The 23,143-nt window shown below is 40.9% G+C and carries 24 protein-coding genes and 5 pseudogenes; 7 read left to right on the top strand and 22 right to left on the bottom strand.

The features are described 5' to 3' along the window. The first annotated feature begins 111 nt into the window (after positions 1-111). On the top strand, positions 112-255 hold the full coding sequence (locus NYE43_RS09485) for a hypothetical protein (protein WP_326323840.1): 144 nt from the start codon (positions 112-114) through the stop codon (positions 253-255). 23 nt (positions 256-278) lie between these two features. Here NYE43_RS09485 and NYE43_RS09480 read toward each other — a convergent pair. Beyond that, positions 279-865, bottom strand: a pseudogene (locus NYE43_RS09480) (hypothetical protein). 121 nt (positions 866-986) lie between these two features. Here NYE43_RS09480 and NYE43_RS09475 point away from each other — a divergent pair. After that, on the top strand, positions 987-1,247 hold the full coding sequence (locus tag NYE43_RS09475; protein WP_101861265.1) for a hypothetical protein: 261 nt from the start codon (positions 987-989) through the stop codon (positions 1,245-1,247). Between the two features lie 39 nt (positions 1,248-1,286). Here NYE43_RS09475 and NYE43_RS09470 read toward each other — a convergent pair whose 3' ends face one another. Further along, positions 1,287-1,508 carry a hypothetical protein gene (locus tag NYE43_RS09470; RefSeq protein WP_081638308.1) on the bottom strand — a complete coding sequence of 74 codons (222 nt, stop codon included), beginning with the start codon at positions 1,506-1,508 and terminating at the stop codon, positions 1,287-1,289. A gap of 198 nt (positions 1,509-1,706) precedes the next feature. Between NYE43_RS09470 and NYE43_RS09465 the strand changes: the two genes are divergently transcribed. Beyond that, positions 1,707-1,988 (top strand): LCI fold-containing protein, encoded by a 282-nt coding sequence (locus tag NYE43_RS09465; RefSeq protein ID WP_024121518.1) that lies wholly within the window; start codon positions 1,707-1,709, stop codon positions 1,986-1,988. 344 nt (positions 1,989-2,332) lie between these two features. Here NYE43_RS09465 and NYE43_RS09460 read toward each other — a convergent pair. Beyond that, a pseudogene (locus tag NYE43_RS09460) lies at positions 2,333-2,670 on the bottom strand (SLOG family protein); the annotation flags it as partial. A gap of 205 nt (positions 2,671-2,875) precedes the next feature. Next, positions 2,876-3,748, bottom strand: coding sequence for a LysR family transcriptional regulator (locus tag NYE43_RS09455; RefSeq protein ID WP_326323839.1), 873 nt, complete (start codon positions 3,746-3,748; stop codon positions 2,876-2,878). 101 nt (positions 3,749-3,849) lie between these two features. Between NYE43_RS09455 and NYE43_RS09450 the strand changes: the two genes are divergently transcribed. Continuing rightward, on the top strand, positions 3,850-4,728 hold the full coding sequence (locus NYE43_RS09450) for a DMT family transporter (RefSeq protein ID WP_024121515.1): 879 nt from the start codon (positions 3,850-3,852) through the stop codon (positions 4,726-4,728). 342 nt (positions 4,729-5,070) lie between these two features. Then, positions 5,071-5,300 (top strand): annotated as a pseudogene (locus tag NYE43_RS09445) (hypothetical protein). Between the two features lie 186 nt (positions 5,301-5,486). Here the strand turns inward: NYE43_RS09445 and NYE43_RS09440 are convergent. Both NYE43_RS09440 and NYE43_RS09435 read right to left on the bottom strand, forming a co-directional pair. Continuing rightward, the gene (locus NYE43_RS09440) at positions 5,487-5,939 is read right to left on the bottom strand and encodes a hypothetical protein (RefSeq protein ID WP_024121513.1); all 453 of its coding nucleotides are present in this window, start codon (positions 5,937-5,939) and stop codon (positions 5,487-5,489) included. A 63-nt stretch (positions 5,940-6,002) separates the two neighbouring features. Beyond that, positions 6,003-6,323: pseudogene (locus NYE43_RS09435) on the bottom strand (Y-family DNA polymerase); the annotation flags it as partial. Positions 6,324-6,695: 372 nt separating this feature from the next. On the opposite strand from NYE43_RS09435, the pseudogene NYE43_RS09425 reads away from it, so the two are divergent. Continuing rightward, a pseudogene (locus NYE43_RS09425) lies at positions 6,696-6,935 on the top strand (tyrosine-type recombinase/integrase); the annotation flags it as partial. Between the two features lie 117 nt (positions 6,936-7,052). Here NYE43_RS09425 and glnA read toward each other — a convergent pair. From glnA to NYE43_RS09395, 6 genes are all read right to left on the bottom strand, one after another. Further along, positions 7,053-8,387 carry a type I glutamate--ammonia ligase gene (gene glnA, locus NYE43_RS09420; RefSeq protein ID WP_024121509.1) on the bottom strand — a complete coding sequence of 445 codons (1,335 nt, stop codon included), beginning with the start codon at positions 8,385-8,387 and terminating at the stop codon, positions 7,053-7,055. 57 nt (positions 8,388-8,444) lie between these two features. Further along, positions 8,445-8,852, bottom strand: a complete 408-nt coding sequence (gene glnR / locus NYE43_RS09415; RefSeq protein WP_010334345.1) for a transcriptional repressor GlnR — start codon at positions 8,850-8,852, stop codon at positions 8,445-8,447. A 109-nt stretch (positions 8,853-8,961) separates the two neighbouring features. After that, positions 8,962-10,227, bottom strand: coding sequence for a methionine gamma-lyase family protein (locus NYE43_RS09410; RefSeq protein WP_024121508.1), 1,266 nt, complete (start codon positions 10,225-10,227; stop codon positions 8,962-8,964). Positions 10,228-10,244: 17 nt separating this feature from the next. Then, a complete protein-coding gene (gene hflX, locus NYE43_RS09405) occupies positions 10,245-11,507 on the bottom strand; it encodes a GTPase HflX (protein WP_216394459.1) in 1,263 nt (420 codons plus the stop codon). 130 nt (positions 11,508-11,637) lie between these two features. Then, positions 11,638-12,606 carry a stage V sporulation protein K gene (gene spoVK / locus NYE43_RS09400; RefSeq protein WP_049809927.1) on the bottom strand — a complete coding sequence of 323 codons (969 nt, stop codon included), beginning with the start codon at positions 12,604-12,606 and terminating at the stop codon, positions 11,638-11,640. A 302-nt stretch (positions 12,607-12,908) separates the two neighbouring features. Continuing rightward, entirely contained in the window at positions 12,909-13,262 is a 354-nt protein-coding gene (locus NYE43_RS09395) for a hypothetical protein (RefSeq protein WP_142367113.1), read from the bottom strand. A gap of 534 nt (positions 13,263-13,796) precedes the next feature. Here NYE43_RS09395 and NYE43_RS09390 point away from each other — a divergent pair. Beyond that, complete coding sequence (locus NYE43_RS09390; RefSeq protein ID WP_101861257.1) at positions 13,797-14,564, top strand: N-acetylmuramoyl-L-alanine amidase; 768 nt, start codon at positions 13,797-13,799, stop codon at positions 14,562-14,564. A 66-nt stretch (positions 14,565-14,630) separates the two neighbouring features. On the opposite strand, the gene NYE43_RS09385 is transcribed toward NYE43_RS09390, so the two are convergent. From NYE43_RS09385 to NYE43_RS09340, 10 genes are all read right to left on the bottom strand, one after another. Further along, positions 14,631-15,251: a hypothetical protein gene (locus NYE43_RS09385; RefSeq protein ID WP_044155790.1), complete on the bottom strand. Its 621-nt coding sequence runs from the start codon at positions 15,249-15,251 to the stop codon at positions 14,631-14,633. A gap of 48 nt (positions 15,252-15,299) precedes the next feature. Then, positions 15,300-16,289 (bottom strand): class 1b ribonucleoside-diphosphate reductase subunit beta, encoded by a 990-nt coding sequence (nrdF, locus tag NYE43_RS09380; protein ID WP_044155791.1) that lies wholly within the window; start codon positions 16,287-16,289, stop codon positions 15,300-15,302. Positions 16,290-16,306: 17 nt separating this feature from the next. Then, positions 16,307-18,409, bottom strand: a complete 2,103-nt coding sequence (nrdE, locus tag NYE43_RS09375; protein ID WP_024121499.1) for a class 1b ribonucleoside-diphosphate reductase subunit alpha — start codon at positions 18,407-18,409, stop codon at positions 16,307-16,309. Then, a complete protein-coding gene (gene nrdI / locus NYE43_RS09370; protein WP_024121498.1) occupies positions 18,369-18,761 on the bottom strand; it encodes a class Ib ribonucleoside-diphosphate reductase assembly flavoprotein NrdI in 393 nt (130 codons plus the stop codon). Before nrdI ends, nrdE begins: the two co-directional genes overlap by 41 nt. A gap of 232 nt (positions 18,762-18,993) precedes the next feature. Then, positions 18,994-19,224 (bottom strand): hypothetical protein, encoded by a 231-nt coding sequence (locus NYE43_RS09365; RefSeq protein WP_024121497.1) that lies wholly within the window; start codon positions 19,222-19,224, stop codon positions 18,994-18,996. An 81-nt stretch (positions 19,225-19,305) separates the two neighbouring features. Then, positions 19,306-19,578 (bottom strand): YmzC family protein, encoded by a 273-nt coding sequence (locus NYE43_RS09360; RefSeq protein WP_024121496.1) that lies wholly within the window; start codon positions 19,576-19,578, stop codon positions 19,306-19,308. Positions 19,579-19,714: 136 nt separating this feature from the next. Beyond that, complete coding sequence (gene amyS, locus NYE43_RS09355; RefSeq protein ID WP_103671442.1) at positions 19,715-21,265, bottom strand: alpha-amylase; 1,551 nt, start codon at positions 21,263-21,265, stop codon at positions 19,715-19,717. A 167-nt stretch (positions 21,266-21,432) separates the two neighbouring features. Continuing rightward, the gene (hfq, locus tag NYE43_RS09350) at positions 21,433-21,654 is read right to left on the bottom strand and encodes an RNA chaperone Hfq (RefSeq protein ID WP_003221097.1); all 222 of its coding nucleotides are present in this window, start codon (positions 21,652-21,654) and stop codon (positions 21,433-21,435) included. Positions 21,655-21,693: 39 nt separating this feature from the next. Then, on the bottom strand, positions 21,694-22,638 hold the full coding sequence (miaA, locus tag NYE43_RS09345) for a tRNA (adenosine(37)-N6)-dimethylallyltransferase MiaA (RefSeq protein WP_024121494.1): 945 nt from the start codon (positions 22,636-22,638) through the stop codon (positions 21,694-21,696). Positions 22,639-22,738: 100 nt separating this feature from the next. Then, the gene (locus NYE43_RS09340; RefSeq protein ID WP_253295324.1) at positions 22,739-23,116 is read right to left on the bottom strand and encodes a YmaF family protein; all 378 of its coding nucleotides are present in this window, start codon (positions 23,114-23,116) and stop codon (positions 22,739-22,741) included. Positions 23,117-23,143: the final 27 nt, after the last annotated feature.

The following is a 23,143-nucleotide window of genomic DNA, read 5'->3' as shown; positions in this document are numbered from 1 at the left end:
TTAATTTCCCGTTTAAATTTTCACCTTAATTTCCAATAGGTTAATTGTAAATACCTTTGTTGCTTACTAAGTTGAATGTCAAATTTATTTTAATTAATGGAGGAGATAGTTATGAATTATTTACTTGATTTATTCTTTAATTGGTTGTTTGAAAAGAGCTGGGATAGTTTTATTGCTGTTGTAATTTTTCTTGCATTTAATCCAAAAAAGAAGTACCCCGATCACTTTCAAGATAAACGGCGTTTCAGGCTATAAAGACGCTATCTGTAATTTACTCGCTACCTGTAAAATCTAAATCTTTTGCGGGTAGCGTACCCTTGAGTTATCTGGTTAAAAACTATCTTTTTTTTAGATATCGTTATTGAACTCCAATCAAACGGTTCGAGAATTTTAAGCAACCTTTCAACTTTTGGCGCTCTCCAAGATGTCATCGCGTACGTATGAGCTTCTGAAGTATAATGATGCTTATTCAATTTGAGTGGCTCTTTGCTTCTGCTTTTGTCAAAAACATTGTATCTGGTTGTATAATGTGAACCTTTCTTTCTGGAATTAGTTCTGCTCCTTCATCAATGTATTTTTGAATCCACTCAATGACATCATCATAGTCATCCTCAATTTCTTGCAACTCTATAAGGGCTTCCTTAGACAGCTCACTATCATCTTTTATTTCTTCTAGATAATCATCTAAAACATATGATTCTGCAATATATGGCAGGTATACAGAATAGCGTTCTGCGTTTTCCTCCCGAGCTTCAGCCCATTCATAATCACCGACTGTCCAATACCGCGGTGAAGCTTGACAATCGTTGTCTTGTGTTTTCAACTCATTCTGAAGCTCTTTTAAAAACTGAATATCTTGATTCATTCGTTTCCCCCTAATCTAATTAAAATCACGATTTTAACTATTTATGATCCATTATTCACTTCCGAAGCAACTTCCATTTACCTCATAATTAATGTATAAAATGTTAATGGAGTTGATATAATTGAACCCTCGAAAAATTTTATTGAGTTCTGCTTTAACATTCGGCATGCTAATATCCGCTGTTCCTGCCTTGGCAACAAGTTCTTCGTCTGAAGTGGTAGTAAAAAGTGATGAATATGATTATGACACCATATATCAGCTTAGCCCAATACCAAACTTCAAGCCTTCTATTGAATACAACGGATATACTTATACTCTTACAAGATATTATTTCGATTACTCAATTCAGTTTTATACGGCTATTTATACAAAAGTTGTTTAAATTTAAAGGTAGGGGCTTTTTAGCTCCTTTTTTCTTGTTTTAAGAAAGGCATTTCTTTTTATGCTGTCTTCTATGTACAAAATCAAATGCAATATCGACTTTTTCTTGTTTCTGTTCTTTAGCTGCTCGCTGCGTAACAACAATTAGTTGACCATTTTCTTGGCGATCAATACTCTGAACTGAATGTCCTTTAGCAGCGTAATATTCTCCGATAATCTCATCAACGTGGTTTCTAAGAAGATTCCTCTTTATCACTAATATAACCTCCACTTATTTTATTTTTATTCTATATTTTTTATGATTCCATCCTATAATCCATCTCTCCATTTGCCTTCTCATCTATCACGACATTAACCGACACACAATTTCCATATATATGGGAGTAATTTCGCTATTTCCCTATCGGCCAAAACCATATAATGTAATTGCAAGAAAAAATTATAAGAATGGGGGATTTACATGAGTTACAAAAAAGCATTAACAGGTATTGCATTATCTGTAGGTTTACTTGTTTCAGCATCTCCAGCATTCGCTGCAAGTACAAGCCCAAGCCCGGATCAGGGAATAGCTAATGTTGCAAGTGATGATTTTAAAGCTCAAGCTATCACTTGGGATTTACCTAGCAGTACAGGTATTTTTGCCAACTCATTTGAAGACGGCGGATATCGCTGGTATTTAAAAGGTATTACGAAAGTTTCAGATGGATATTGGATTGGGCACTATGAAGGTGTACGAATATAAGATCGCAATTGGGGGCTTCTAGCTCCCTTTTTAAATTCAATGTTATTCAAATATGAACTTACGATAGAGTATTATTATTGATTATTTTGTCCAGTCCTCTCTAGATAAAATAATCCTTTTATTGTGATTCTGTGATCTTAATTAGAAATCTCATTCTTTCCTTCTTTGTTCTTGTTGAATAGTAGCTTTCTCTTAAAAAGTCCTGAAACCTGTGAAATGGGATAGGTACTAAACCAAGGTTTCTCACTTGATTACAATAACCCCCATAGTATTCTTGCTCATATCCTCTCTGTTCAGATCTGTAGTTAAAAGGATTCAATGCTTTATTACCTCCCGCTGGGTTATTAAGATGTATAAGATATATCCAATTCAAAGCTATAATCGGGATGAAGCCTCCATAGTTGATGCCCTAAATGACCTCTTTGGGCATAATTTAAGCAGTCCTTGTGCCACTTTTAGTTCCATCATAAACAGCTACTATTGCTTCACTGTGATCAATCATGTATTCATTTCGTTTTTGCATCTTAGCTGGTGAAAACTCTCCTGGTTCATCTCCACTAACTTTATATTTATCTAATTCTTCAATATTAATAATCTCATCTGCTACATCAAGCATACGTTTATACCACATTTTTTGATCTGCAGACCATACTTTATCTTGTTCTTTGAAAATAATGTTTGGCATAGACTCATCCTTCTTATGTCAATTTTAAAGCTGGATTATAATTAACCCAGCTTAACAGCTTTTTGATTTTAAAAAAGGCTTTTCCAATCATAATCATATTTATCCATGGGCACAAAGTTTCAATAAGGTGATGGGAAAAGCAACGTTCGAATTGTTGCTTTTTTCTTATGATTGACCGCCTTATGTTTTTTTGTGTACGGATTTAAATCACATCTGCTTTCAACACCTTGATAAACTCTTGCGCCGCCGGCGTTATTTCATCAAAAGAATGCGCCATAACGCCAATATCACGGGTGATCCGCGGAAAGATGTCTTTTTTGATCAATTGATGCGGGACAGATGACAGTGTAAAGTTTGAAATAATGCCTATGCCCAAGTTGTTTTTGACCATATTGATCAAGGTTTCGGCATTTTGCACAGTTAAGTTTTCCTTTAATTCAATGTGGTGCCGCTGAAACGTGTTTGACATCGCAATTTCATGACCGCCTTTGCAAAAAATAAGGTCATCTTGATATGTTTTGAGGTCAACATGCTTTTCCTGTTTTAATTCGTCATATTGCGGTGGGATGACAGCCACCATATAGTCTTTGCACAATAGTTGATGGTCAAACGGTTCAAATGGAGATGCTGCGACCCCAATATCAACCGTTCGATCCTCGACCCATCCTTTGATTTGATCAGAGGTCCCTTCGACCAATTCTATGCGGATCAGCGGGTAGTTTGATCTGAATGCCGCAATCGCCTGCGGCATGATATTTGTTGAAACAGCAGGAAATGAACCGATTTTCACCTTCCCGCTTAACAGCTTGTTTTCCCGGTTGGCTACTTGATATATTTTGCTTTCAATCCCCTTCATTTGCCTCGCCAGCAGCAAAATTTCCTTTCCGACATCAGTCAGCATTAAACCATGATGTTTATCTCTGATCAATAATTTCAGCTGCAGCGAGCTTTCCAGATTTTTAATCGCTTTGCTAACCGCTGGCTGAGAGATGAACAATTCTTTTGCCGCTTCGGTAATATTCAATTTCTCCCCGACTTTTACAAATATGTGAAGGTGGTTCATGTTCATAACCATTTGGTTATACCCCCAATAATAAAAATGTATTTCAGTTATATATAAATGTAACATATGATAGAAACCAGCACGAATATATAAACAAGAAAGGCGGCTTTATAATGGTAAAAGTCATGCTGGGAATCATATCTGTCACACTTATTTGGGGCTATACTTGGGTAGCGATGAAAGTTGGAATTCATGACCTCCCCCCGCTTTTGTTTTCGGCTTTGCGCCTGTTCATCGGGGCGGTTCCTTTATTTCTCATTCTCTTCATTCAAAGAAAGAAACTTTCAATAGGAAAAGCACATGTCAAAAGCTATATCATCATGAGCCTGCTAATGGGTCTGGGTTATATGGGGATCTTAACGTATGGAATGCAATTTGTTGATTCAGGAAAAACCTCTGTTTTGGTGTATACGATGCCTATATTTGTTACGGTGATCAGCCATTTTACATTAAACGAAAAAATGAATGTGTATAAAACGATCGGGCTGATAAGCGGCTTCTTCGGACTTTTATTTATATTTGGAAAAGAAATGCTGCATGTCAATCAAAGCGCTTTATTTGGAGAACTATGCGTCCTTGCGGCAGCGCTTAGCTGGGGAATCGCAAATGTGTTTAGCAAGCTTCAATTCAAGCATATCGATATCATTCATATGAATGCCTGGCATCTTCTGATGGGAGCCGTCATGTTATTGGTTTTCTCCTTTATATTGGAACCGGTGCATTCAGCCGAGTGGACATATCAGGCGATATGGTCATTGGTGTTTAATGGTTTGCTTTCCACCGGCTTTACATTTGTCGTATGGTTTTGGGTACTCAATCAAATCGAAGCGTCAAAAGCATCCATGGCACTAATGTTCGTTCCCGTATTGGCTCTATTCTTTGGATGGCTGCAATTGCACGAACAGATCACCATAAACATCATCATCGGCGCACTGCTGATATGCTGCGGCATCTTTATGAATACATTTAAATTTTCACGACAGAAAGTGTGAATGTATATACATTTCTCGGGAGTGGTATTTAGTAATAACAATTTCCAAAGCCTTTAGAGAAAATGAAAGATTTCTATACAGCGTTTTTTATAAAACCGAAAACGACAAATACATCAATCCAAAAAATAATTTGAAACTATTTCATACAGCTTCAATCAGGAACCCGGCTTGAGCAAATGAGACGGTCGGATCTGATGCGAGGAAATTGAAAAAAAGAGCATGTAATTTAATGCTCTTTTTGTTTTAAATTTGTTTAAAATACTTCGTTATCTTGATCCCTTTGCCTCTCCAATAATATATAACGTGTTAAGGTTTAATAAAAACTTCATTAGGAGTGGTTCTTTGCTTAAAGCTTCAAAAATTTTTATTTCATGTGCAGCTTTGATACTATGTGTGTATTCTCTATATAGTCAAAGTGAATTCCTCTTGATTTCTCTCCAAGTATTAGTTGCACTTCTCTTTGTTTTAGTGGGAGTGGAATACTTTCAAATAAACAAACAAGGTCAGGGTATTTGTTGTTCGGATCAGCGGCCTTTATACTTGTTGTGAACGTTGTAAAATACGTGATTTAAGTTAAACAAAGGAATGTGGAGTCCCAGAACCAATACATTACCGCAGCGACAATGCTCATTATCGATTCTTCGCTTATTGGTTTTCCGACAGTTATTTTTGTATTCTCTTCAGACAAAATAATCGATTTAATCATCCACTTCAACCCAATCCAAATTTATTTTCACTGTTGTGCCCTCAAATAACTTCTAATCACAAGATTGAATATTATTCGTTAATACACTTGGCCCCAACTGTTGAGTTCTAGAATTAGAAAGACGTACTTGAACTTTAACATTCTTCATTTCGGCTGTAATTAAGTCAAATCTTCCCGCCCAACTAGGGCTCTCTTCCTCAGGAGTAGGATAAAGTTTAAACCGCCAACTAATCTCACCAGGTTTAGTAGCAAATCCTTCGTAACTGTCGTAAGTTCCAAAAGAAGAAGGAGCAGGAAGATGGACAGCAAGAATGCTTATATTGGTTCTGGCAGCACTCGGTGGGTTCAATTGCACCTTATAGATTAATGCTACACCTTTAGCATTTTTAAAATTTTTATCTACCGGTTCCAGTATTACACTGCAAGGCATTGGACTGGCGTTTGTTTGAATGGGATAGGCAACAATAATACTCAATAAGGATAAAACTAAAATAAATCGTTTCATTGAATGTTCCTCACAATTTTTTAGTTAATTTTCCTTATTTCTGGATTGATTATTCATATGTATTTCACCAATTCCAACTGTACACATCAGGCCAAACTCTCTCCACATGCTACTTTGTATTGCTTTGGCCATTTCTTCAGGATCTTCTTTTCCTGCATCTAAAAAAGATTCATCGATTGAATACGTATGGACACATTTTTCAGGAACAAATCTGTAAAACAGCTTTGTAATCTCAGCCGAAACTCTGATGAAAAGCTTCATTTGCGGATTTACAATGTGTATTCTTGGATCCTCAGATATCTCAAAAAGTCTTGATCCTGTTTTGATTCCAAAATCTTTTTTAAGTGCAGGAGATGCAGCTAACACTACACTTCCCTGTCCATCTATGTCTCTACAAACTTTGATGCTAAGATTTGGTTTACCCTGAGCTTTAAAAACATCTATATACTTATTTTGCAGCTTTTCGGATACTACTTCCCCCAGGCTCTCCAGCTCAAATATCATTTATTTAAATTCTAGATTTATATCCTTTTCCATAATCTGTAAATAACCTTCATCGAGTGAACTTTGATTTTTCTGTTTCTTAAGTAACTGTCTTAAAACTTTCCACACAGTGTTGTCCTCCTTTGGCTCATGTTTCGCATCTCCTGCTGTTAGAACACAAGTTTCCCACAATAATAAAGATGGCTGCTGTTTACCTTCCTTTTTTATTGCGGAAGTATGAACGGCAGCCTTATTGATTTAGAATACCCAAAATTCAATGCACTCAATCGCATTCTGAAGAAAGCTGGATTAGAAAAAATGGCAATTTATGGTTTAAGACATACTCATTCTGTCCTTCTTCTAGAATCAGGTGCAAGTATGAAGTTTGTTCAAGAAAGACTCGGACATAAAAATATAACCATCACATCGGACGTATACTCTCATATATCTGAGAAGCTTGAAAATACATCAGTGGATGGTTATGAAGAATACATGAATTCACTTTTGTCCTAAATTTTTTTAATTTTTTTGGTGGTCAAAAAGTGGTCAAACTAGTTGTTTCTAGTTATCCCACTTAACTTGACCACCTAGTTATTAATCTAAAACCCTCTCAAATCAAGGTTTATCAGATTAATACTGAGACATATACTGTTCGCGCTCCCAAGGATGTACTTGCGTGCGGAACATATCCCACTCGATTTCTTTTGCTTCGATGAAGTGCTCGAATAGGTGCTCGCCTAGAGCTTTGACCATCACTTCGTTTGATTTGAATTCGTCTAATGCTTCAGCAAGTGTTGCAGGAAGGTCGACGATTCCGTTTTCCATGCGCTCTTCTTTGCTCATCACGTAGATGTTGCGGTCGATTGGAGCTGGCGCTTCTAGTTTGTTTTTGATTCCATCTAAACCTGCAGCAAGCAAGACGCTAAGTGCTAGGTACGGATTCGCAGCTGGATCTACGCTGCGCACTTCAACACGTGTGCTGATGCCGCGGGAAGCCGGGATACGGATAAGCGGGCTTCTGTTTTGCGCGCTCCATGCAACGTAGCAAGGTGCTTCATAGCCAGGAACAAGACGTTTGTAAGAGTTCACTGTCGGGTTTGTTACTGCTGTAAAGCTTGTTGCATGCTTCACGATACCTGCAATGAAGTGTTTCGCTGTTTCACTTAACTGAAGATCTGCGTTTGCATCATAGAATGAGTTAACGCCATCTTTGAAGAGTGATAGATTGCAGTGCATACCTGAACCGTTCACACCGAACAACGGTTTTGGCATAAATGTCGCATGCAGACCGTGTTTGCGGGCAATTGTTTTAACAACTAGTTTAAACGTTTGGATGTCGTCACAAGAACGGACTGCACCAGCATATTTAAAGTCGATTTCGTGCTGGCCAGGCGCTACTTCGTGGTGAGATGCTTCGATTTCAAAGCCCATCTCTTCAAGCTCAAGAACGATATCGCGGCGGCAGTTTTCTCCCAAGTCAGTTGGCGCTAAGTCGAAATATCCGCCTTTGTCGTTTAATTCAAGCGTCGGTTCGCCTTTTTCGTCTAATTTGAATAAGAAGAATTCAGGCTCAGGTCCTAGATTGAAATCACTGAAGCCCAGGTCTTCCATTTCTTTCAGAATCCGTTTTAAGTTGTTTCGCGGGTCACCTTCGAAAGGTGTGCCATCCGGATTGTAAATATCACAGATGAAACGTGCTACTTTACCTTTTTCAGCTGTCCATGGGAAGATAACAAATGTATTTAGATCAGGATACAGGTACATATCTGATTCTTCGATGCGAACGAAACCTTCAATAGAAGATCCGTCAAACATGACCTTATTATCAAGTGCTTTTGGAAGCTGGCTTACAGGAATCTCAACGTTCTTGATTGTTCCAAGAATGTCGGTAAATTGCAGGCGGATGTACTTGACGTTTTCCTCATTTACTAATTTTACGATATCTTCTCTTGTATACTTTGCCATTTCGTAAAACTCCTCCTCTAAAAGGTAAATGTATATAGCAAAACAGTTGCTAACGGATTAATGAAAGAAGCGGGACATGTCGCCTTGACGGAATGTATTTCCTCTTTGAAAACGGCCGGCTTGCATAAGCTCGTTTTTCAGGAGCTGTCTCAGTTCGTCATCAGACAGATCATGTTTCATTGGTTTCTTCGTCTTCTCATTTTGTTTCTGTTCCGGCTCAGCCGAAGCTTTCGCCAGAATTTGTTTAATTCCTGCCATGTTTACACCTTGTTCAATCAGGTGTTTAATTTCTAACAGTTTATCTACATCGTGAAATGAGAATAATCGTCTATTTCCTTCGCTTCTAGCTGGAAATATCAGTCCATTTTCCTCATAATACCGAATTTGTCTTGCTGATAATTCGGTCAATTGCATGACAATTCCTATTGGAAATAAAGGCATTGAGCGGCGAATGTTATCACTCATCTCAATTTCCTCCTTTTCTTAACTTAGTTTCATTATAGGTGATGTTATATTTTGTGTCAATAACATGTAAGGATTCTTAACATGAAATTCAGTGAAAATTTTAAACTATTCAAATTAATTTCTTATCCATTAAAGAATCCACTGCACTGCATATGGCATTTTTCACATGCGCATAGGTTAATCCTCCCTGGACATACGCTACATATGGCGGGCGGATAGGGCCATCAGCTGATAATTCAATGCTTGCTCCTTGTATAAATGTGCCCGCTGCCATAATCACATCATCTTCGTATCCCGGCATGTAGGCTGGATAAGGCGTCACGTGGGCATTGATCGGCGATGCATATTGAATGGCCTGGCAAAAGGCAATCATCTTTTCTCTGTCGGAAAACTCAACGGATTGTATCAAATCTGTTCTTTTCGCATCCCATTTCGGGTTTGAAGTGAAGCCCAGTTTTTCAAGGAATCTCGCTGTAAACACCGCTCCCTTTAAGCTTTGTGACACAACGTGAGGCGCCAAAAAGAAGCCTTGATACATTTCCTGGAGCGAGTAAAGAGACGCTCCGGCTTCCCGGCCGATGCCCGGTGAAGTCATTCGGTATGAACAAGCCTCGATCCATTCAGATTTTCCAACGAGGTACCCGCCTGTTTTGGCAAGACCGCCTCCCGGATTTTTAATAAGAGATCCCGCCATGAGATCGGCGCCTACATGGCAAGGTTCCAGCTCTTCTACAAATTCTCCGTAACAGTTGTCCACAAATACGATAAGATTTTCATTGATTTCTTTTACAAAGCGGATCATTTCTTTGATTTCACTAATTAAGAAAGAAGGACGATTGGCATATCCTTTTGAGCGCTGAATGCCGATCACCTTTGTCTTCGGATTGATAGCTGCAGCGACAGCATCGTAATCTATTTTTCCGTCTTCAGTCAGTTCAACCGCATTGTAGCCGATTTGAAAATCCTTTAGCGATCCAGAATTTTCTCCGCCTCTGACGCCGACAATTTCTTCTAACGTATCATACGGCTTGCCTGTGATATAAAGCAGCTCGTCCCCCGGTCTGAGGACACCGAATAAAGCAATGGAAATCGCATGTGTGCCTGATATAATTTGAGGCCTGACAAGCCCGGCTTCGCCCCCAAACACATCTGCATAAATGCTTTCAAGTGTATCTCTTCCGATGTCATCATAGCCGTATCCTGTAGACGGCGTAAAATGAGTGTCGCTCACCTTGTGTTTTCTATAGCTTTGAAGCACTCTCCATTCATTGCGTTCACTGATTTCTTCTATTTGTTTATGAACGCCGGCAATTTCCGTTTCCACTTCCATTGCTGTTTTTTTTAATAAATCTCCGTGTGTTAAAGTTTCGAACATGTCCTTGTATTCCCTTCTTACATATACTTCTTCAATTCACCGATGATACTTTGCTCTTCTTGTACATATCCTGATATGTCGTACTGTTCGTTTTCTTCATTAAAATGAAAACGGTCAACCATCGTTTCGGATTTGATTCTCGAGAGAAGCTTGCCCTCACTTGCCGGTACCTGCGCTTCAAAAGGCGTTAACAGTTCTTGGCGCAAATAACGCTGGATGGCTTCCTTAAACTTTTCAGTATCCTCCTCAAATCTTGCACTGACCATGATATGATTCTTTCCAACGGACGGGATAAAGTCAGGCAGCTTTTGATCGCGTTTGTTATAAGCCGTCAGCACCGGGATATCATCTGCTTCAAGCTCTTCCAGCAAGCGAAGCACCGTTTTTTCGTGCCCTGTGTACTCCTCATTTGAGGAATCAATCAGATGCAGAATCACATCCGCTTCTTTTACTTCTTCAAGCGTTGAGCGGAATGCAGCGATCAGTGTCGTCGGAAGATCTTGAATAAATCCGACCGTATCTGACAGGAGCACGCTGTAGCCGCTTGGCAGCACCATTTTTCTGGTCATAGGGTCCAGCGTGGCAAACAGAAGGTCTTCTTCATAGCTGTCAGCGCTTGTCAGGCGGTTAAACCACGTTGATTTCCCCGCGTTCGTATACCCGACAAGAGCGATTTGCAGCACACCGTTTTTCTTTCTTCTTTCACGGTAGCGGCTTCTATGGCGAATGACAGCGGACAACTGCGTGTTAATTTCATGAATGCGATTTCTAATATGGCGGCGATCGGTCTCCAGTTTTGTTTCCCCCGGTCCTCTCGCGCCGATCCCTCCGCCTTGCCGGGAAAGGTTGATCCCCTGTCCAGTCAGACGCGGGAGAGCATACTGGAGCTGAGCCAGCTCGATTTGAAGCTTTCCTTCTCTTGTTCTTGCTCTTTTCGCAAAAATATCTAATATCAATTGCGTGCGGTCGATGATTTTTACTTCAATCGCAGTTGCCAAGGACTTTAGCTGGCTTGGTGACAGTTCATCATTAAAAATAAGAAGATCGACTTCAAGCTCTTCAACGAGCGTCTTCAGCTCTTCAACCTTCCCTTTTCCTATATATGTAGCTGCGTCAGCCCGGTTTCGTTTTTGCGTGACGCTGGTCAATACCGTTCCATCTGCTGTTTTTGTCAGTGATGCAAGCTCTTCCATGGAATTTTCAAAATGCTCATCTGTGATATGCGGCAGCTGACATCCGACTAAAATGGCCTTTTCCTGTCTTGTTTCTTGTTCTTTCAAATGGATGTTCCTTTCTATTGCATATTGGGCAGTAGTATTATCATACCAAACCCTGCATGTGTATACCACAAATCGATTGCTGTGAAAACAAGAAATACATTAGAAAAAAAGACCTCTCACAGGAAGAGGTCTATATCGAGCCAGCGGTATCTTCTTTAATTGAAAGATCTTGGCTTTTAATGGTCATCAAATCGCTTTTTAAGTATTGGTCGCCCATTAGAAGTCTCATGGCTTGCGCTCTGATCGATTTTTCTATGACATTTCTGACAAAACGGCCATTGCTGAATTTAATGGGACTTGTTGTGCTTTTGACTGTCATTAAGTAATCCTTTAATTTCCATTCAGCTTCCTGACTGAGCTGGTATTCCCGCTCTGCGATCATCCGTTTCGCAATTTCCATAAGCTGATTGACGGAATAATCCGGGAAATCGATGGAGATGGGAAATCTGGATTGGAGACCGGGATTCAATGATAAAAAATGCTCCATTTCCCGTGAATATCCGGCAAGAATTAAAATGAATTCATGCTGTTTGTCTTCCATATGCTTGACAAGCGTGTCGATCGCTTCTTTCCCGAAGTCCTTTTCGCCGCCCCTTGCAAGGGAATAGGCTTCGTCTATAAACAAAATGCCGCCTAATGACTTTTTGATTAAATCCCTCGTCTTTTGGGCGGTGTGGCCAATGTATTCCCCGACCAAGTCAGCACGTTCCGCTTCGATCAGGTGGCCTTTTGACAGTACGTTCATTTCAAAGAACAGCCGGCCGATAAGCCGTGCAACTGTCGTTTTCCCAGTTCCCGGATTTCCTTTAAACATCATATGCAGCGCTTGCTTTCCCACCTTCAAGCCCTGTTCCGCACGTTTTTGATTGACAAAAATCCAAGCGTATATTTCCTTAATGTTTCGTTTCATTTCCTCCATTCCAACCAGTGTGTTCATCTCTTTTTCTATTTCCTTCAAAATGCCGTGCTTAGCTTCGTTTTTTTGCAAAGCCGCTTGATATTCCGCCTCTGCCTCAGCGTTTGTCAGCACCTGCTTTTGTCCGTTAAGAATAATGTTGATCTGTCCGTTGTTTTTATAAGTCACAGCGCGCTCCAACATTTTCACCTCTCAGTTCTCTCTATATGATATTCAAGCGTATGCCTTATGTGACAAACGCCTATCATGTGTCGAAACAAATGCTTTTTTTTCGGGAACAATGGGGAATCCTGCGCTTTCCCGAGAAATACTTTATTTCTTATTGTATTCACGAACACAGGGTGGACAAACCAAGAGATTTTATTTTAAGCAAATTTGTTAGAACAATCAGCTATGAAAGTGATATTTCTTCGATGTATAAACCTCAGTTAGGATATTTTCAATGCGCAGATATGCTTGTAATGAGCTGAGGAATTTATGAATTATCAGATATACTTCCCTTTCACTTCAGTAGGTTGACATGAAAGTAAACCCCAGTCTGCATGAACGGCGTCTACTTCAACAGCTGAGCTTCTCTTACTGTTCGTCAATTGTGACAGCTTTTCTTTCGGTCCGTCGAATATTTCTCCCTCCTCAATCAGGATGATCCGTTTACATAAACGTTCAACGTCATCAATTTGATGGAAGGTGAGAAGAATCGTCGTTTTATGCTCAGTATTTACATGATGAAGAAATTTCTGGGTATTCTTCTTTTCGCGCAGGATATCTAAACCGATTGTCGGCTCATCAGAGTGAGGATTTTGGGATGATGTATAAAAGCCAGCAACTTTTTGGAACAAATCCGGGTAAAACACCCGGGAAATCAACTTTCCTGAGAGACTAAGCCTAGGATGATGTCAAATCCCCATACTTCTTCAAATACAAATGCCCAATAATCCGATGAAGAACTGGAGAGCAAAATAATGGCACCGAGGAAAAGAGTGAGTATAAACGTTAACCCATGCAACCAAGAGTGAGTGATATTAATAGGAAACAAAAAGAATGTCTGAATGTTATTTCCATTGAGTACGTTCTGACTGACCTCCCAAACCACAGTCAAAAAGACTGAAGCAGCATGGAGACCGTTGTGTATGTCAGCATCATTTACAGAGATACCCCTCCGCTTTCTGCTGAATTTGATTGAATAACCACCTTTATTAAACCGACTAGAAGACAAACTTTTAGCAACCTTCCTGTCACATCCTGTTGAATTGTGCGCTTTCCCGAGAAATAATTTTTCGGGTAACAGGGGTTATTTCCTCATTTTTCTGCCGGATGATAATCGTACAAGCAGAAGCCGTCTTTTTTCATATCCTGTAATGAGGTGATGGAGAATGGTTAAAATTTTTATTGATCCAGGTCATGGCGGGTCCGATCCAGGCGCAACAGGCAATGGTCTCCAAGAAAAAACGTTAACCTTGCAAATCGCTTTAGCTTTACGCACTATATTGACGAATGAGTATGAGGGTGTTACTGTGCTGCTGAGCCGGACAAGCGACCAATATGTCAGCTTAAGCGACCGGACAAATGCTGCAAATAACTGGGGAGCCGATTTCTTTTTATCCATTCACATTAATTCCGGGGGCGGAACAGGTTTCGAAAGCTACATTTATCCGGGAGTCGGAGCACCGACAACGACTTACCAATCGGAGATTCACTCTGAAGTCATACAAGCTGTCGACTTTTCCGATCGCGGTAAAAAAACAGCAAACTTCCACGTATTAAGGGAATCCTCAATGCCTGCCCTGCTTACGGAAAACGGTTTTATTGATACGGTTACAGATGCGAACAAGCTTAAAACGAGCAGTTTTATTCAAAGCTTGGCAAGAGGACATGCAAACGGGTTAGAGCAATCCTTCAGCCTTCAGAAAACATCCGACTCAGGGTTATATAAGGTTCAAATCGGGGCTTTTAAGGTTAAAGCAAATGCGGACAATCTTGCAAGCAGCGCAGAGTCTAAGGGCTTTGACGCCATTGTGCTCTTAAAGGACGGATTATATAAGGTTCAGATCGGCGCTTTTTCTTCCAAAGATAATGCCGATGCCCTTGCTGCCAGAGCTGAGAATACCGGCTTTGACGCTATGGTCTTCCTAGAATCATAATACTGTTTGCGGACGAGCATGCCTGATAAAAAAACCCGGTTCCTCTTCATGAGAAACCGGGTTTTTTTATTCAAGAATGTCAACCACGAATTGCGACCATGTTTCCAGACGGTTATAAATGTCTGTTTGTTTTAGTTCAGAAATTTTCATCCATTTACCCGCAATTTGCTCTTTCTCTTTGACTTCCACATGTGAGCCTGGCTTTAATTGAAGCGCAGATAGAATACCGATATGCACTTTGCCGACACTGTTGTCATCATCATTTATCAAACCTAATGTGACAATGGCCTGCTTATCCTCTTCTTCGATTTGCAGTTCTTCATCAAGCTCCCGGTCTGTGTTCAGCTTTAAGACCTCGGCAAAGGAAGCAGCTCCTTCAATATGATTCATATGGCCGCCAAAGCCAAGAGAAAGCTTATTGTGAAGACGTGATTCTCCGCCGCCAGCCAGCCGCTCATAAAGGAAAACTTCATCCTCGCGTTTAATGACGACATAAGGAATCGGCTGCTTATAATGAGGATCTTCTTCTGCGTCTCCCCTTCTCATTTCAGAATAGGTCGCCTCAATTTGAGCCATAATTTCTGCTACTCGGGCATCTTCACTGTTTACGCCTTGAAAAGTCAATTTTTCTTTTTTAAACACTTCATCGCGCGGAGCGACCAAGATGATTTCATCCATTTTTCCCATGATTACTGCGTCCTCCTATTTCAACCTTCAAGCCGAAAAGAGCAGATATTATATCTGCTCTTTTTCATCATCAAAGAAAAAGTCATCGTCTTTGATCGGCTCAACGGTCGCCTTTTTGTACCCATTCCCCTTCATGGAGAAGAAGTCATGTGATTTTGTTTTTGTATTTAATCCGTTTAAAACGATCGGATTAATGTCTTCCTCTTCAAAGTACGGATCAAATCCAAGGTTCATCAGCGCTTTATTCGCATTATAGCGGATGAACTTCTTGACATCGTGCGAGAGTCCGACTTGATCGTATAAGTCCTCGGTATACTCAAGCTCATTCTCATAAAGCTCATTCAAAAGGTCAATGGCAAATTCGCGAAGCTCTGCTTTTGTCTCTTCTGTCTGCTTATTGTAGATTTCTTGAGCGAGAAGTCCGACATAAACACCGTGAATCGCTTCATCACGAAGGATCAGGTTGATAATTTCACCGCTTTGCATCAGTTTTCCTTGTCCGTAGAAATATAACGGATAATAGAAACCGCTATAGAATAGGAAGCTTTCTAAATACACAGATGCAACCATTGCTTTGAACAGTGAAATCTCGTCATCTTTTTTAATCGCTTTGTAGAGTCCGACGATGATTTGCGCTTTTTTCTGCAAAAATTTGTTTTGTTTGACCCATTCGAATACTTCATTAATCGTTTCAGTCGGTGCCAGTGTCATGAAAATATTAGAGTACGATTTTGCGTGAACGGCGTTCTCCATCATCGCCATAAAATTCAGCACGGCTTTCCGCTGGTGGCCGTCTACGTGCTCAGCCACGATCGGCATTCCTGTATTCCCCTGCTCTGTATCAAGAAGAGTCAATCCGGCCAGTACCTTCATATACGTGTCTTGCTCGTTTTTCCCGAGGTACTTCCAAGTGAGGAGATCGCCGTTTAAAGCAATCTCTTCCGGAAGCCAGAACTGTTTCACATTTTGGTTATAAAACATTTGGGTAAAGTCGTCTTCATGCTTTGACCAGTTTGCTGCGTCATAAATTTTCGTCACTATAAACTCTCCTTTAATCAAACAACACAAGAAAGGCAGCTGTCTTGCCCAGTATCTTTCGTTCTTGCATAGTAAATGGTTTTAATTCCTCTGTGATGTGCATACAAATCAATCCGGTTTAAATCACGAGTCGTCATTGTATCTTTTAGGAACAATGTAAAGCTGATTCCCTGATCAACGTGCTGCTGGATTGTCGCGATCATATCTACGACTTTGAACATATCCATATCATAGGCTTCTTTGTAGAAGAACCAGTTATTAGATGCAAGCCCAGGCATTGGGTAGTACGTTTTTGAGTTGCCGTATGTTCTTTCTTCAATCCGTTCCATAATCGGCATGACAGATGCCGTGCTTGACTGAACGTATGAAATCGAGCCTGTCGGCGCAATGCATAATCTGTAGCTGTGATACATGCCGTGTTCAGCCACAAATGCTTTTAATTGTTTCCAGTCCTCTGTCGTCGGGATATGCATACCTTCAAATAGATTTGCGATTTTTTCGTATTTCGGCGAGAAATCAGTTGAAACGTATTTATCGAAGTATTCACCAGTTGCATAGGTTGATCCTTCATATTGATCAAACGTCTCGCCCTTCTCTTTTGCGATCTCTGCAGAACGCTGGATAGAGTAGAAGTTCACCATCATAAAGAATGTGTTCGCAAAGTCGCGCGCTTCTGGACTTTCATACGCGATGCCGTTTTGCGCAAGGTATCCGTGAAGGTTCATAGCGCCGAGACCGATTGATTTCATCGCTTTGTTTGCCCGTCTTACAGCAGGTGCATTACGGATATCAGTCGTTTCAGATACGTGAGTTAAGGAATCAGTCGCAAGCTTAACAGTCTTTTCGATCGATTTGTGCTCCATCACGTTGAGAATGTTAAGCGATCCCAGGTTGCAGGAAATATCCAAACCGATTTCATCTTCTACATCGTAGTCAGTGTAAGAAGAAACCTGAGATGCCTGCAGCACTTCAGAGCAAAGATTAGAAAATTTCACCTTTGAAATATGGTTATTCGCATGTACTTTGTTGACATTATCCTGGAACATGATGTATGGATAGCCTGATTCAGAACGAAGCACCGCCAGTTTTTCGAGCAATTTCCGCGGGTTGATTTTCTCTTTTTTCACCCTAGGGTTGTCGACGAACTTGTCGTACATTTCATTCATGTCCATTTCGTCCATGTGCTGTCCGTACTCTTTATAGATGGTATGCGGATAGAATACATAAGCCGCTTTGTCCTCACGCGCAAGCTCAACGAACTTGTCCGGAATGACTACACCGATAGAAAGTGTTTTGACGCGCACATCCTCGTCGGCAGAAATCTTTTTCGTATCGAGAAAATCATTGATATCGCGGTGGAAAATGTTTAAATACGCCGCACCAGATCCTTGTCTTTGTCCCATTTGGTCAGCATAACGGAACGCGTTATCAAGAAGCTTCATGACGCCTACAACACCTTTTGTGGCATTTTCAACATCTTTGATGGCTTCACCTTTCGCGCGAAGCTTGGACAGGTTAAGAGAAACCCCGCCGCCCAGTTTAGAAAGCTGCATGGAGATATCGATCGCTCTTGAAATATCATTTAATGAATCATTGACTTCGAGCAAGAAGCAGCTCACCAGTTCACCGCGGCGTTTTCTGCCGGCGTTCAAAAATGTCGGTGTACTGGGCTGATATTCCTGATTGATCATTAGGTTCACATATTCTTTTGCTTTCTCAGTGTCCCCGTTTGCGAAGAACAGCGCAACAATTGAGATCCGATCCTCATAACGCTCGAGGATTCTTTTCTTGTCATTCGTTTTCAAAGCATAGTCATTATAGAATTTAAACGCACTCATGAAGGAAGGAAAACGAAACTTCTTAGCGTAAGCTGTCTTAAACACTTCTTTAATGTCTTCAAAAGAATAAAGGCTTAAGAATTCCTCTTCGTAGTATTGATTTTCAATCAAATAATCCAGCTTCTCTTTTAGATCGTGAAAGTAAACTGTGTTTTGATTGATATAGTCTACAAAATAACTATGTACAGCCTCTTTATCCTTATCAAACTGGAATTTTCCATCTTTTTGGATCATGATTTCGTTATTTAACTGGATCCATTTTGGCACTTGATTTTGTGACAACTCTTTCTACCTCCTGAGTAAACAATTCAACGTCTTTAGATGTGCCGCTGAGTTCAAATTTGTGCAAAATCGGCACCTGATATTGTCTTGAAATGGTATCGGCGCTTTTCGCAAAGTTATCGCCCCATACTTTATTGCCGCTCGCAGCGACCCCTAATAAGAGATGGGCGTATTTTTCGAGAAATGATTGTGTTGATGCCGGTACCTGGCCGAAGTTTGTCGTGTAGGTGACCAAAACAAACGGAGTGTCCAGGTGGTCAATTTCGTCCACCTTGCGTATTTGCTGAAAGTCTATTTTATTCACAAAGCGCTGAACATTCCCTGTTTTTGAATCAAATATGATTTGTACCACGTTTTATCACGACCTATCAAAAAATATGAATCTCTCAACCACTAACACTATATATAGTATACTACCCTCTGGTAAAAACACAATATATAGATTCGTTTTAATAAAAAATTCATATTTTCTCTCTGGCACCCTCATCAGGGCCCAAAAAAGAGAGCAGAACGAGAATCATCTCTCATCCTACTCGAAGTGTCGTTTTTAAGCCGATGTATATCATAACATGAAAAAAAACTGCTTAGTAGTCTAGATTTTTTTTTCTTATACTGTCACAGCATTTTTCGCTTTCGACTGTTTCTTCTATTTCTGCATCAGCGCCGATTTCTTCTAAAACTGCCTTCAATGCGCTTATAATTGAGGCTTCTCTGATTAATTCTTTTCCATTAACAATAATACTCGTTCCATATTCATAGCAGGAATCGTCTTCACAGATTTCTTCCCAGTGATTGACAATAATCTTATGCTTCATCATTTCACCCTCTGTATGTTCTGTGTCAGTATTCAGTTTAGCGGCCTGCGTCTGCTTTGTAAAATTCCATGCTTGTGAATTTTATTCAAGCTCATCAGACGGAAACGCTTTTTTAAGCTTTACCTTGTTATCAGCCTCATTATACTCATAAATTTCTATATTGCCGTCATTTACGATTCCAAAATGATTATTTTCGAGCGGAAATGAACTTGGCTGGGGCGTTTCATAAGAATCTCCGCTATCTGTTTCAATCACTGTTTCATCTCTCCCGCACGCACCAAACAATAAGAACACAGCAATCCAGACAAGTGCAATTCTGATTCGTCTCAACTCCGCTTCAGATTCAGAAAACATTCGTTCACTCCTCTTACGTTCAAATTTTTTTACATTATATACACTTTCCTCCTTCTTATGTTCTCATTATAAAAAAGACCACGCAAGATAAAAAACAAGAGAGGCTGCTGTGTTAGCCTTTCAGCCCCTCCCTTTCTTACTTCTGTACATAAATGGATACTGAACCTCCGTTTACATGAAACTCTCCCCATCCATCAGAATGAATTGTAACAGGATCGGAGCGGTTCCCAGTAATGTCATACCATGTCTCGCCGGCATTTTGCTTTCCGACGTACATCCTCTTTGACCCGCCAGGACCGTCTGTGATTAATGCAGCCAATCCTGATTGGGCGGCCGATTGATCACCTTCCCTCGTCCAGCCAATCACATCCTCATGGTCAAAATAATCATGCTGGGTCCCGTATGCATAATGTTTACGCGCTTTTAAAATGGGTTCTATTTTATTTTTGAGCGACGGAATTTCCCTTGACGATGAACCCTTTGTTCCATACATATCTCCATAGAAAACCTGCGGGTAACCAGCCTCTCTTGTTAAGATGAAGGCATAAGCGAGGGGCTTAAACCATGTTTGTACAGTCGACTCCAATGATTGCCCCGGCTGTGTATCATGATTTTCCACAAATGTTACCGCTTGCATCGGATGCTTCGATACGACAGTGCCATCCAGCAAATGTCTCATATCATAGCCGCCCCCCTGTGAGGATGCAGCCTGCAAATGATAGTGAAGCGGGACATCAAAAACAGATTGCTTAAAATCAGTTTTATTCAAATAGTTTTCGAGCTCGTTCAGGTTATTTTGCCAATACTCTGCAACTGTAAACATTTCCTTTCCTGTTGATTGTCTGACTGCCTTTACCCAATCACTCAGAAAAGAAAATTTAATATGTTTAACAGCGTCGAGCCGAAAACCGTCGAGTTGAAGCTCGTTTGCATACCAGGTACCCCACCTTTTCGTTTCTGCGACAACATCCGGATGATCATAGTCGACGTCTGCATACATCAAATAATCGTAGTTGCCGTTTTCCCTTGATACTTCCCAATCCCATGCCTTTCCATCCCCTCGAAACTTATAGATGCGGTTCAGCTTTCGGGATTCGTCCCAATCCGCTCCGTCGAAATGGTACCAATGCCACTTAAAATCGCTGTACGTGCTTCCGCGGCCCGGGTAATGAAAGCCTGTCCATGCTTTTATTTGATACTCTCCTGATGTTTCCTGATTTCTATCGTTTGGATTCACTTCGACCGCGGTTACATCTTCCGTTGCATCCGCGCCTGCCTTATGATTCAAAACAACATCACCGTATACTTGGATGTTTTGCGAATGCAGGGAGCTGATCGCTGACTGAAGCTCCGGTTTTGTGCCGTATTTTGTGCGCATCGTCCCTTTTTGCTGAAATTCTCCTAAATCGTACAAATCATATGGGCCATATCCATTGTCAGATTGACTCGTTCCTTTGTATGCAGGCGGAATCCATACAGCAGTGATTCCAATTTCAGATAAATGCCCCGCATCTTCTTGCAAGCGTTTCCAATGTTGTCCGTCATTAGGCAGGTACCATTCAAAGTACTGCATCAGCGTGCCATTTACGCTTGCAGCCCAAGTTTTAGATACCGGCAGCGTGACAAACAGCAATGTTAAGAAAAACACCAGACCCCATGATATGGCACGTTTTCGTTTGTGATTCATTTCCCTCTCCCCTTTCCAGCATGATCACAAATCATTGTACAACAATAGGAGTTTTACACAAATAACCAATTTCCTATATTTTTTGTAATCTCTATAGGAACTTCTGCGACACAAAAAACCTCGGGCTTTCAGCCCGAGGTTTTTCTATTTCGTTTTATCTTTATGGTCTATTCTAATTCAAGCTGGACGTTTTTTTGCGGTGCAAAAGTTGAGATCGCATGTTTATATATAAGCTGCTGCTTACCTTCCGATTCTAGCAATACGGTAAAGTTATCAAAGCCTTTCACCTGGCCGCGCAATTGAAAGCCGTTCAGTAAAAAAACAGTGACATACGTATTTTCTTTGCGGATTTGATTCAAAAACTGATCCTGAATATTAATCGGTTTCATGTTTCGTCCTCCTTGATTCTCTATATCATACAGTTTCGATTAAAGTTGCAGTTTTCCTGCTATATGTGTGAAAATTTCCTTTTTTTTCAGCTCCATATCAACAGGCGGGGTCATATCGAACCAGTCAACCGGCATTTTGTTGCGAAACCACGTCAGCTGGCGTTTCGCATACCGTCTGGAGTTTTGTTTTAATTGCTCGACAGCCTCAGAAAGTGTCACAAATCCGTCAAAATATGCGTACAGCTCCTTGTAGCCGATCGCCTGTATCGATTGACAGTCTCTCAATTTTCGGTCGTAGAGCTGTTTCACTTCCGGAAGAAGTCCGGCTTCCATCATCAGATCGACTCGCTGATTAATCCTGTCGTAAAGCGTGTCTCTGTCCATTGTAAGCCCGATTAATACAGCATTGTACAGCAGCTCCCGCTTTTGCTCTTTTAAATGCTGCGACATCGTTTTACCAGATGTATGTAAAATCTCCAGTGCGCGAATCACTCTTCTTGTATTATTCGGATGAATCGCTTTTGCTGCCTCCGGATCAGCCGCAGCCAGCTTAGCATGAAGGAATTCAGCTCCCTCCTGCGCCGCAGCCTTCTGCATTTCTTCCCGAAACGCCGGATCGTTCGCCTCTTCCGTAAAGGTATAATCGTAAAGGACGGATTGAATGTAAAGCCCTGTACCGCCTACAATCATCGGAAGCTTTCCTTTTTTTGCGATCTCGCTGATTTTATTTCTGACCAAGCCTTGATAATCCGCGGTGGAAAAAGAATCTGCCGGGTCTAGAATGTCAATCAGATGATGCGGCACACCTTCTGTCTCCTGTTCAGAGATTTTAGCTGTCCCGATGTCCATTCCTTTATAAACCTGCATGGAATCTCCGCTGATAATTTCCGCGTTCAAAGCCTTAGCAAGCTGAATGCTTAAATTGGTTTTCCCCACTGCCGTTGGTCCGACTAATATGACAACGGGCTGTTTGTTATTTTTCACTATGTATCACTCTCTTTTACAAATCTCCCCCCATTATAGCACTCATCATATATAACCACCTATCCATTTTGCCCTTTTTTTGCAGCAGTAAACATTTCTTCTACCAGCCAAGAGGCTCATTTCCGACAATTTCCCGTGTCTTGCCTTTCAAATGATGGCGATGCGTTTTTTTGCTGTGATTTCGGGGATCGTACACAACGCCTCCGTAACGGATCTGAATCGGCTCGTTATAAGCGAGATAAGTGTTTTCTTCAATTTTGTGATAATGTGTTCCGTCAGCCCTGGGAATGGCAGGGCCCGAGATCCCGTAATAGCGGTGGAAATGACCATTTTCAAACGAAGTAATCCCAGTGAAGTAGTGTGTATGGCGATCCGTATTCGTTCCGTTTGCCGGCTGAGTAAAACCTTCAATGATATGATAATGCCCCTGTTCACTGGTTGTTTTAGCACGATAAGCATGTACGTGAGGCGGCGCCATGGCCCAGTCAGACTGATACAGGCCCAA

This window comes from Bacillus sp. FSL R5-0434 (genome assembly GCF_038004745.1).
Lineage (GTDB): Bacteria > Bacillota > Bacilli > Bacillales > Bacillaceae > Bacillus > Bacillus halotolerans.
Note: the sequence above shows the minus strand (reverse complement) of the source record. Positions and strands in the feature narration are given on the sequence as shown.

What these genes read in the sequence shown, in the direction of transcription:
- NYE43_RS09485 (WP_326323840.1), top strand. Translation starts at nt 112, where the DNA reads ATGAATTATTTACTTGATTTATTCTTTAATTGGTTGTTTGAAAAGAGC.
- NYE43_RS09465 (WP_024121518.1), top strand. Translation starts at nt 1,707, where the DNA reads ATGAGTTACAAAAAAGCATTAACAGGTATTGCATTATCTGTAGGTTTA.
- NYE43_RS09455 (WP_326323839.1), bottom strand. Translation starts at nt 3,748, where the DNA reads ATGGTTATGAACATGAACCACCTTCACATATTTGTAAAAGTCGGGGAG.
- NYE43_RS09450 (WP_024121515.1), top strand. Translation starts at nt 3,850, where the DNA reads ATGGTAAAAGTCATGCTGGGAATCATATCTGTCACACTTATTTGGGGC.
- NYE43_RS09440 (WP_024121513.1), bottom strand. Translation starts at nt 5,939, where the DNA reads ATGAAACGATTTATTTTAGTTTTATCCTTATTGAGTATTATTGTTGCC.
- glnA (WP_024121509.1), bottom strand. Translation starts at nt 8,387, where the DNA reads ATGGCAAAGTATACAAGAGAAGATATCGTAAAATTAGTAAATGAGGAA.
- glnR (WP_010334345.1), bottom strand. Translation starts at nt 8,852, where the DNA reads ATGAGTGATAACATTCGCCGCTCAATGCCTTTATTTCCAATAGGAATT.
- NYE43_RS09410 (WP_024121508.1), bottom strand. Translation starts at nt 10,227, where the DNA reads ATGTTCGAAACTTTAACACACGGAGATTTATTAAAAAAAACAGCAATG.
- spoVK (WP_049809927.1), bottom strand. Translation starts at nt 12,606, where the DNA reads ATGTTGGAGCGCGCTGTGACTTATAAAAACAACGGACAGATCAACATT.
- NYE43_RS09390 (WP_101861257.1), top strand. Translation starts at nt 13,797, where the DNA reads ATGGTTAAAATTTTTATTGATCCAGGTCATGGCGGGTCCGATCCAGGC.
- NYE43_RS09385 (WP_044155790.1), bottom strand. Translation starts at nt 15,251, where the DNA reads ATGGGAAAAATGGATGAAATCATCTTGGTCGCTCCGCGCGATGAAGTG.
- NYE43_RS09365 (WP_024121497.1), bottom strand. Translation starts at nt 19,224, where the DNA reads ATGAAGCATAAGATTATTGTCAATCACTGGGAAGAAATCTGTGAAGAC.
- NYE43_RS09360 (WP_024121496.1), bottom strand. Translation starts at nt 19,578, where the DNA reads ATGTTTTCTGAATCTGAAGCGGAGTTGAGACGAATCAGAATTGCACTT.
- amyS (WP_103671442.1), bottom strand. Translation starts at nt 21,265, where the DNA reads ATGAATCACAAACGAAAACGTGCCATATCATGGGGTCTGGTGTTTTTC.
- hfq (WP_003221097.1), bottom strand. Translation starts at nt 21,654, where the DNA reads ATGAAACCGATTAATATTCAGGATCAGTTTTTGAATCAAATCCGCAAA.
- NYE43_RS09340 (WP_253295324.1), bottom strand. Translation starts at nt 23,116, where the DNA reads ATGGCGCCGCCTCACGTACATGCTTATCGTGCTAAAACAACCAGTGAA.